The sequence below is a fragment of the Rhodothermales bacterium genome (assembly GCA_034439735.1).
GTDB lineage: Bacteria > Bacteroidota > Rhodothermia > Rhodothermales > JAHQVL01 > JAWKNW01.
In genome coordinates this window covers 1-7,207 of sequence record JAWXAX010000111.1, presented here as the reverse complement: position 1 = coordinate 7,207, position 7,207 = coordinate 1, and the positions used below count along the sequence as shown (strand labels likewise).

Genomic DNA, 7,207 nt, shown 5'->3' with positions numbered 1-7,207 from the left:
TGTTTACCAGCACGTCGATCAAGGACATCGGGTCCGACGAAGACGTAGCCTCTTCGACGAACTTCGACGACTTCACCGCGAGCTACGGCGCCGGCGCCGGCGTGGACTTCCACCTGGGCAGCAGCACCAGCGAGACGGGGCGCACGACCTCATTTCTACTCCATGCCGGCGTGCAATACCTCCTCGGCGGCAACGCGGAGTACCTGAAACGCGGCTCGATCCGCCGCGAAAACGGGCAGGTCACGTTCGATGTCCAGCGCTCGCGGACTGACCTGGTGGCGCCGCAGCTGGGGGTGACGTTTGTATTCTGAAGTCGGGGAGGGGATGGGACACGAGGTATCGTGTCCGAACGACGGGGCTCAGGGGGGTGTCAGCTTCGCTTCCAGGCCGGCGCGAACAGCCTCCCATTCGGTATCGAGAATGCTGAAGTAGACGGTGTCGCGAATCCGCCCGGAAGCCGTGACCATGTGCTTCCGGAGCGTTCCTTCTTCCTTCGCCCCCAGCCGCAAGATGGCGCGTCGGGATCGCTCGTTTAAGGCGTCGGTCTTGAGTTCTACGCGGACGCAGCCCAGCTCCTCGAAGGCATGGCGGAGCAGCAGGAGCTTCGCCTCGGTGTTGACCGCCGTTCGTTGCCACGGCCCCGCCACCCACGTCGATCCGATCTCGACGCGCCGGTTCGCAAGGTCCATGTTCATGTACCGCGTACTTCCCACCACCTGCCGGGTTTGCGGGTCGATGATGACAAATGGAACCATGTCGCCCCGATCTCGGCCGGCGAGGGCGGCGAGGATATACGCGGCCATGTCGTCGCGGGTGTGGACCTGAATAGGGATCCAGCGCCAGAGATCGGGGTCGAGCCCGACGGCGCACAACGCATCCAGGTGGTCCGGGTGGAGCGGTTCGAGGCGGACGTGGGCGCCAGAGAGGTGACGTTCAAGGTCGATCACTTGCGACATAGGGTCGGATTGTTGGTCCGGACCCGAATGTACGCACCGGCCGTCTATACATCCTGCTGGAAAAAGCACATGATGTTTTTGAGCACGTAGTCGTCGTATGTCCCCGCGGCGTTCTCGCTGGTGGCGGCATGGACCTCAAACTCGTTGTTGCCGTTGTTCAGCGCGCCGCCAGAGATGTTGATCGTTTGCGTAAACCAGTGCTGCGCGTTGGCCCCGGTATAGGGGGCGATTCTCCCGACATCCACGTTGTTGATTCGGATCAACGGCGCTTGTGTGGCTACCGTGAGGCCACGGACCATGAATGTGATGAAGGCATGGCCTACGCTGTGCCGGCCGCCGGTGTTGAACGTGGTCTCGAATACAGGATGGAAGCCACCGTCTCCCATTGTGATACCGGTACTGACGCCGTGGATTATCGTGAAATCGGACACTACAGCCATGATCTTTCCCTCTGGAATGGTGCTTGTGAACGGGGACACTGATTCTAAAGGCGCAAAGTGGATGCGAAAGCCGACACTATGTTTACGGGGTTGATCCCGGGTAAGAGGAACGCGTCACGGCGAGTAGCCGGCGCGTATCCCCCTCCAACCGGTACAGCGCATAGTCATACCGCATGCCATCACCCTGTACCTCGGAGGTGATGCGGTCGCCGAGCCGGGCCGCGTCGCGGACGACAAACTCACGCCAGGCGAGAAGTCCGTTATGGCCGGACGGCGAGGTGTCGACGCAAACCTCGTCCTGCCAGGCCGGCATTGGCATGGGGCGGACGTGCAGCCGGTTCAGGGGGTGGCAACACGTCAATTCGAGCCGGGCGCGACGGGCGCGGCCTCGGGGTACAACACGGCGCGGACGTACCGGCTTTCGTCGAAATACTGCCGCGCGGCGGCCTGGATGTCGCCGGCGTCGATGGCTTCGATCATCTCCTCATAGCGGAAGACGTCCAGCCAGTCCTCGTCGGGATGGGTGCTGTAGAAATCCAGAATCCCCGTCCAGAAGCCGTTGGTCTCCTTCTGCGTCTCCCGGCTCCGGCGTTGCTGCTCCTTGATCTTCTCCAGGTTTTCGGGGGAGGATCCGAGGGTTTTGAGCGACTCGATCTGATCGAACACGGCGGCGACGAGCTCATCGACGCGCGCGGGGTCGCACGTGAAGCTGACCGAGATCTGGTACTCAGGTCGGGGCTTCTCGTCGATGCTGGATTGGGCGGAAACGCTGTACACCCCGCCGCGCGCCTCGCGGAGGTCTTCGCGGAGGAGGATGTTAAAGACATCGACCATGGACCGGAGGGCGTGCCGGCTCTCGCGGGTGTAGTCCGTCGGCCCGTGGAAAATGAGCAGCGCCTGGCTCTGGTCCGCGATGCCTTTGCTCACGGAAACATCGACGAGGCGGTTCGGAATCGACGGTTCGACATCCCGCCAGGCATCGCCTCGGCGCGGGGCCGGCAGGCTGCCCAGGTAGGTCTGTGCCAGCGCTTCGAGGGTGTCCGGATCGAAGTTGCCTACAAACGTGAAGATAAAATCGCTCGCGTCGGCGAAGCGGTCCTGATAGAACCGGTGGGCGGCATCGAGATCGAGCGTCTCCACCATATCCAGCGTGGGGACGCGGGCGCGCGGGTGGCCGGCGTAGAGGGCCTGGACGAGCGAGTCCTGGAAGACCCCCTGCGGCGTCGAGGCCCGATTGGGCAGGTAGGCGCGCATTCGGTTCTGGTAGGACGTCAGGGCCGAGCTGTCCACCCGCGAGGCCGTGAAGTAGAGGTGGATGAGCTGGAACATGGTTTCGAGGTCGGCGGGCGCAGCGCCGCCGCCCAGGCCTTCGTCGTACGAGCTGATAAACGGCGCCACCGAGACCACCTTGCCGGAGAGGGCCTTTTCGAGCTCGATGGGGTCGAACGGACCCACTCCGCTCTGCCCTACCAGCATCGCTGCACTCGACGCGGTGAAGTACGCATCGTCGTCCACGAGCGAGGTGCCGCCCGGGCTGGTGGCGCTGAAGCGCACCTCGTCGTCCTTGTAGTCGGTGGGTTTGTGGTAGATGCGGATGCCATTCGAAAGCGTGAGCGCGGTGACGTCCAGCGAGTCGATCCCTGTCCGCTCGACGATCGAGCCCGGTGTGGGAAGGCTGGCCATCAAGGGGGCCTCGCTCACGGCATCGACCCACGGCGTGATCGGTGTGCTTTCGGCGGCGGCGAAGACGGCGGCAAGGTCCGCTTCTGAGGGCGGGACGAGGCCGGCTTTTTCGGGCATCGTGACCAGCATCACCCGATTGCTGTCCGATATCAACTCAGCGGCGCGGCGGTTGACGTCGGCCAGCGTGATGTCCGGTATGAGCTGGCGGACGAGGTCGTATTCGTACGCGATGCCCGGCGTCGGCTCGGATTCCAGGAAGTAGGCGACGTATTCGTTGGCGAATCGGGCGGACTGTGTGTTTTCGCGTTCGTTGAACGCCCGCTCGTAGGCGCGTACGGTCTCCTGTTTATCGCGCATGAGCTCGGAGGCCGTGAAGCCATGTTCGCGCACGCGCCGGGCCTCGACGAGCAGGGCCTCGAGGCCCGCGAGTATGCCGTCCTCCTGCACCTGGGCGCCCAGGCTGTGGAAGGCCGACGAACGCACCATAGCGCCCTGCGAAACGCTCGCGCCGACAAACGGGGGGGCCGACTGCTGGGCGATCTCGCTGAGCCGCTTGTTGAGCATGCTGTCGAACAGGCCCGCGACGATTCGGTCCCGGTAGTCGGCCACGGTCTCGAACGAGCGGGCGTTATGCTTGTAGTAGGTCGCTACCGTCGTGTACGGATACTCGGGGTCCGTGACGATGGCGTAGAGCGGTTCGGCATGGCCCGGCACCGGGTAGGTGGCTCGCGCCGGGGCGTCGGCGGGATTGGGGAGATGGGCGAAGTGGGTTTGGATTTCCGCCTCGATGGCGTCAACGTCGATATCGCCGACGATCACGACAGCCATGAGATCGGGCCGGTACCAGTGCCGGTAGAAGCGCTCTATGACCTCGCGAGGGGCGTTCCGGATCGTCGTGGTGTCGCCGATGGGGAGGCGGGTCGCGTAGCGGGACTCGTGCAGGAGCACCGGGAGGGTCTTTTCGCGAATCCGCCCGCCGGCGTTCTGAGTGCTGCGACGCCATTCTTCGACGACCACGCCGCGCTCTTTATCGATCTCCTCGGCGTCGAGGGTGGCGTAGGCCGCCCAGTCCTCCAGTACATCGAAGGATCGGGCGACGATTTCGGCGCTGTCGGCCGGGATGGTGAGTTCGTAGACGGTTTCGTCGAACGATGTGTAGGCGTTGACGTCGGCCCCGAATTGCATGCCGGTGCGCTCGAGGAAGTCCACCAGCGCGCTTTTTTCGAAGCGGCGGGTTCCGTTAAAGAGCATGTGTTCGAGGAAGTGGGCCAGTCCGCGCTGGTCGTCGGCCTCCAGGAGGGAGCCGGCGTCGATGGCGAGCCGCATCTCCATCCGGTTGCGGGGTTCTTCGTTGTGGCGGATAAAGTACCTGAGCCCGTTGGGCAGCTGGCCGACCCGCACGGCGGGATCCAGGGGGAGTGCATCGGCTAAGGGGGAGGCGCTGGCGACCGATACGGGTGGGGAAGCCGTTACCGTCGTGGCCGATGGGGTCGGGTCGGTTGATGCGCAGCCGGCGGCTACGAAGAGCACCAAAAAGAGCAGGCCGGATAGTCGGTCGACGTTCATGGGATCCACTGGGCTGATCGCCGGCTGATGCCGGCGTGAGGAAACATATCGCTTCTCAACGCGCAAAAGGATTGGCTGTTCTGGCGCAGGGTGGTTCATGGTTCGATGTTTAAGGGTTAAGGACGATGCTCTACTATAAAAAACACGAATCCGATCCGAGCCGCGACTGGGTGGTGTTCGTCCACGGCGCCGGCGGGAGCTCGTCCATCTGGTACAAGCAGATCCGGGCGTATAAAGCCCATTTTAACGTCCTTCTGCTGGATCTGCGCGGCCACGGGAAGTCGCAGGACCACATCGATCAGCGCCATCCCGGCACCTATTCGTTCGAGGAGATCAGTCGGGAGATCATCGAAGTGCTCGATCATCTGGCCATCAAAAAAGCCCATTTTATAGGCATTTCGCTCGGCTCGCTCATCATCCGTGTGTTGGCGGAACTCGCCCCAGGCCGCATCCAGTCCGCCGTGCTCGGCGGGGCGATCGTCCGGCTCGACATCCGATCCCGCTTCCTCGTCGGCCTGGGCAATCTGTTCAAACGGGTGATGCCATACCTCTGGCTCTACAGCCTGTTCGCCTGGATCATCATGCCCCGCAAACGGCACCGCGAGTCCCGCCTGCTGTTCATCGGCGAGGCGCGGAAGGTCTGCCAGAAAGAATTCCTCCGCTGGTTCCGGCTCACGTACGAACTAAACCCGTTATTGAGATTCTATCGGGAGCGCGAGCTGCCGGCGCCGACGCTCTACCTGATGGGGGAGGAGGATCACCTCTTCCTCCCGCCGGTCCGCGCGCTCGTGGCGCGCCACCGGAACAGCGTGTTGCAGATTATCGCGGACTCGGGGCATGTCTGCAATGTAGACCAGCCGGATGCGTTCAACGAGATCTCCATCGCCTTTCTGAAGTCCGTAGGCTGTCGGCCGGCGCTGGCTTGAAGCCGGCCGCTTAACCTTTCACGTCGACCGTCGATCCTCTCTATACCCACCCTGCGTTCGTGCGCCGGAGCCGCCCTGGCGTGCTCCCGCCACTCCCTCGCCACCGTTTCCCAACCGACGGTATGAATCCCTATTCCGATGCCGACGCCTCCGGCGACGCGGCGGTCCTTACGTCCCCTGGCGCCAGAGTTGAGCGCTCGGCTGTGGTTTCCGAGGCCCAGATCGCCCCGTATCCGCCAGCCGCCTGCGAGGAAGTCCTGCAACGCGTGCCTCGATCGCTACGCGGCATCGACAATCTGAAGGGCGTCGCCAAGGCGCTTCGCAGCCTCGACGAGAACCAGCGCGCCGACATCACGAAGCATCTGGAAGGGCTCGTCCGGCACATGATCCGGATCAACGCGAGCGACCTGGACATGGGTGGGGAGTCGTGTCGGACCAACGTCTGGTACCGCGTGCATGGCGATAAAAAGCCGTATAGCAAGCTGGGTAACTACTCGCCGGCCGACTGCAACGTGTTTTTCCTGAACATGTTGAGCGAAGTGCAGACGATGAACCTGCTCAAGAACTTCGCGGTCGATTTGTCCTACCAACTCATGGCCGGCAAGGACAATGGCGAGTGGCACCGGTTTCGTATGACGATCTATTTCGACAGCGACAACCTGGCCCTCAACGTCCGCGCCATCTCGAACGAACTGAGGAGCATGGAGGCGCTCGGCTTCCATCCGACCATCCAGAAGGGGCTGTTGTTCGAACATGTCCGCGATGGGTTGACGCTGGTGACGGGCGTCACGGGGTCGGGCAAAAGCGCCACGCTCGACGCCATCATCGATGCGAATAACAGCCGCACCGCCGGCCACATCGTCATCATCGGCGAGCCGATCGAATACATGCACGGATCGAAACGCTGCATCGTCCGCCACCGTGAAGTGGGGAAAGACGTCGGCTCGTTCAGCGACGGCGTCGTCCAGTCGCTCCGCCAGGACCCCGACATCATCGTGATCGGGGAAATGCGCGACCCGAAGACGATCTCCGCTGCCATCGAAGTGACGGACTCGGGTCACAAGGTCTTTTCCACCCTCCACACGAGTTCGGCCATCGAGAGTATATCCCGCATCGTGGGTGAATACGGCTCGGACGAGCAGGAACGCATCCGCTACCGCCTGGCGGACGTGCTGCGCTGCATCATCAGCCAGAAGCTCGTCCCGCTGGTCGGCGGCGGCCGCATCATGGTCAAGGAGGTTCTCTGGATGACGCCCTCTGCCCGCGCGGCCATCAAGAGCGGCAACGTAAACGAGATCTACCAGATGATGTGGGAAGGCCGCGCGCAGGGCCAGGTGACGCTGGAGCAGGATCTGGCGGCGCTGCTCAAAGCCGGCAAGATCTCCGGCGAAACGGCGATGAACTACGCGAACAACAAAAAGCGGCTGCAGCAGGTGCTGGGAGCGGCGTAGTCTCGCGGTTTAAGGTTTGAGGTGCAAGGTATTTGGTTTAAGGATCGCGGTTGAACGTTCAGAGACTGTTGGGATTTCCACAATCCAAGGCATCGTCATCCCCCGGTCAAAGCCGGGGGCAGGCTCCCGCGAAGGCGGGAAACGAGCGAAGCGACTTACGAAGTAATCCAGCCATCAGACTGGCA

Annotated in this window: 7 protein-coding genes; 3 read left to right on the top strand and 4 right to left on the bottom strand. The window is 63.0% G+C overall.

The genetic code is table 11. From position 1 onward, the window contains the following. Nucleotides 1–311 (top strand): hypothetical protein (locus SH809_08860; GenBank protein MDZ4699800.1); only part of this gene is annotated, 311 nt, incomplete at its 5' end. A gap of 48 nt (nucleotides 312–359) precedes the next feature. Here SH809_08860 and SH809_08855 read toward each other — a convergent pair. The 4 genes from SH809_08855 to SH809_08840 all read right to left on the bottom strand — a co-directional run bounded on the left by SH809_08855 (nucleotide 360) and on the right by SH809_08840 (nucleotide 4,645). Beyond that, on the bottom strand, nucleotides 360–956 hold the full coding sequence (locus tag SH809_08855; protein ID MDZ4699799.1) for a GNAT family protein: 597 nt from the start codon (nucleotides 954–956) through the stop codon (nucleotides 360–362). A gap of 44 nt (nucleotides 957–1,000) precedes the next feature. Then, nucleotides 1,001–1,396 carry a hypothetical protein gene (locus SH809_08850; protein MDZ4699798.1) on the bottom strand — a complete coding sequence of 132 codons (396 nt, stop codon included), beginning with the start codon at nucleotides 1,394–1,396 and terminating at the stop codon, nucleotides 1,001–1,003. A gap of 82 nt (nucleotides 1,397–1,478) precedes the next feature. Next, nucleotides 1,479–1,715, bottom strand: a complete 237-nt coding sequence (locus SH809_08845; GenBank protein MDZ4699797.1) for a hypothetical protein — start codon at nucleotides 1,713–1,715, stop codon at nucleotides 1,479–1,481. A 38-nt stretch (nucleotides 1,716–1,753) separates the two neighbouring features. After that, the gene (locus SH809_08840; protein MDZ4699796.1) at nucleotides 1,754–4,645 is read right to left on the bottom strand and encodes an insulinase family protein; all 2,892 of its coding nucleotides are present in this window, start codon (nucleotides 4,643–4,645) and stop codon (nucleotides 1,754–1,756) included. Nucleotides 4,646–4,770: 125 nt separating this feature from the next. On the opposite strand from SH809_08840, the gene SH809_08835 reads away from it, so the two are divergent. Then, nucleotides 4,771–5,571: an alpha/beta hydrolase gene (locus SH809_08835; protein ID MDZ4699795.1), complete on the top strand. Its 801-nt coding sequence runs from the start codon at nucleotides 4,771–4,773 to the stop codon at nucleotides 5,569–5,571. A 122-nt stretch (nucleotides 5,572–5,693) separates the two neighbouring features. After that, nucleotides 5,694–7,022, top strand: coding sequence for an ATPase, T2SS/T4P/T4SS family (locus tag SH809_08830; protein MDZ4699794.1), 1,329 nt, complete (start codon nucleotides 5,694–5,696; stop codon nucleotides 7,020–7,022). Nucleotides 7,023–7,207 lie beyond the last annotated feature (185 nt).

Coding starts and splice junctions, on each gene's coding strand:
- SH809_08830 (MDZ4699794.1), top strand. CDS start 5,694: ATGAATCCCTATTCCGATGCCGACGCCTCCGGCGACGCGGCGGTCCTT.
- SH809_08855 (MDZ4699799.1), bottom strand. CDS start 956: ATGTCGCAAGTGATCGACCTTGAACGTCACCTCTCTGGCGCCCACGTC.
- SH809_08845 (MDZ4699797.1), bottom strand. CDS start 1,715: ATGCCAATGCCGGCCTGGCAGGACGAGGTTTGCGTCGACACCTCGCCG.
- SH809_08850 (MDZ4699798.1), bottom strand. CDS start 1,396: ATGGCTGTAGTGTCCGATTTCACGATAATCCACGGCGTCAGTACCGGT.
- SH809_08840 (MDZ4699796.1), bottom strand. CDS start 4,645: ATGAACGTCGACCGACTATCCGGCCTGCTCTTTTTGGTGCTCTTCGTA.
- SH809_08835 (MDZ4699795.1), top strand. CDS start 4,771: ATGCTCTACTATAAAAAACACGAATCCGATCCGAGCCGCGACTGGGTG.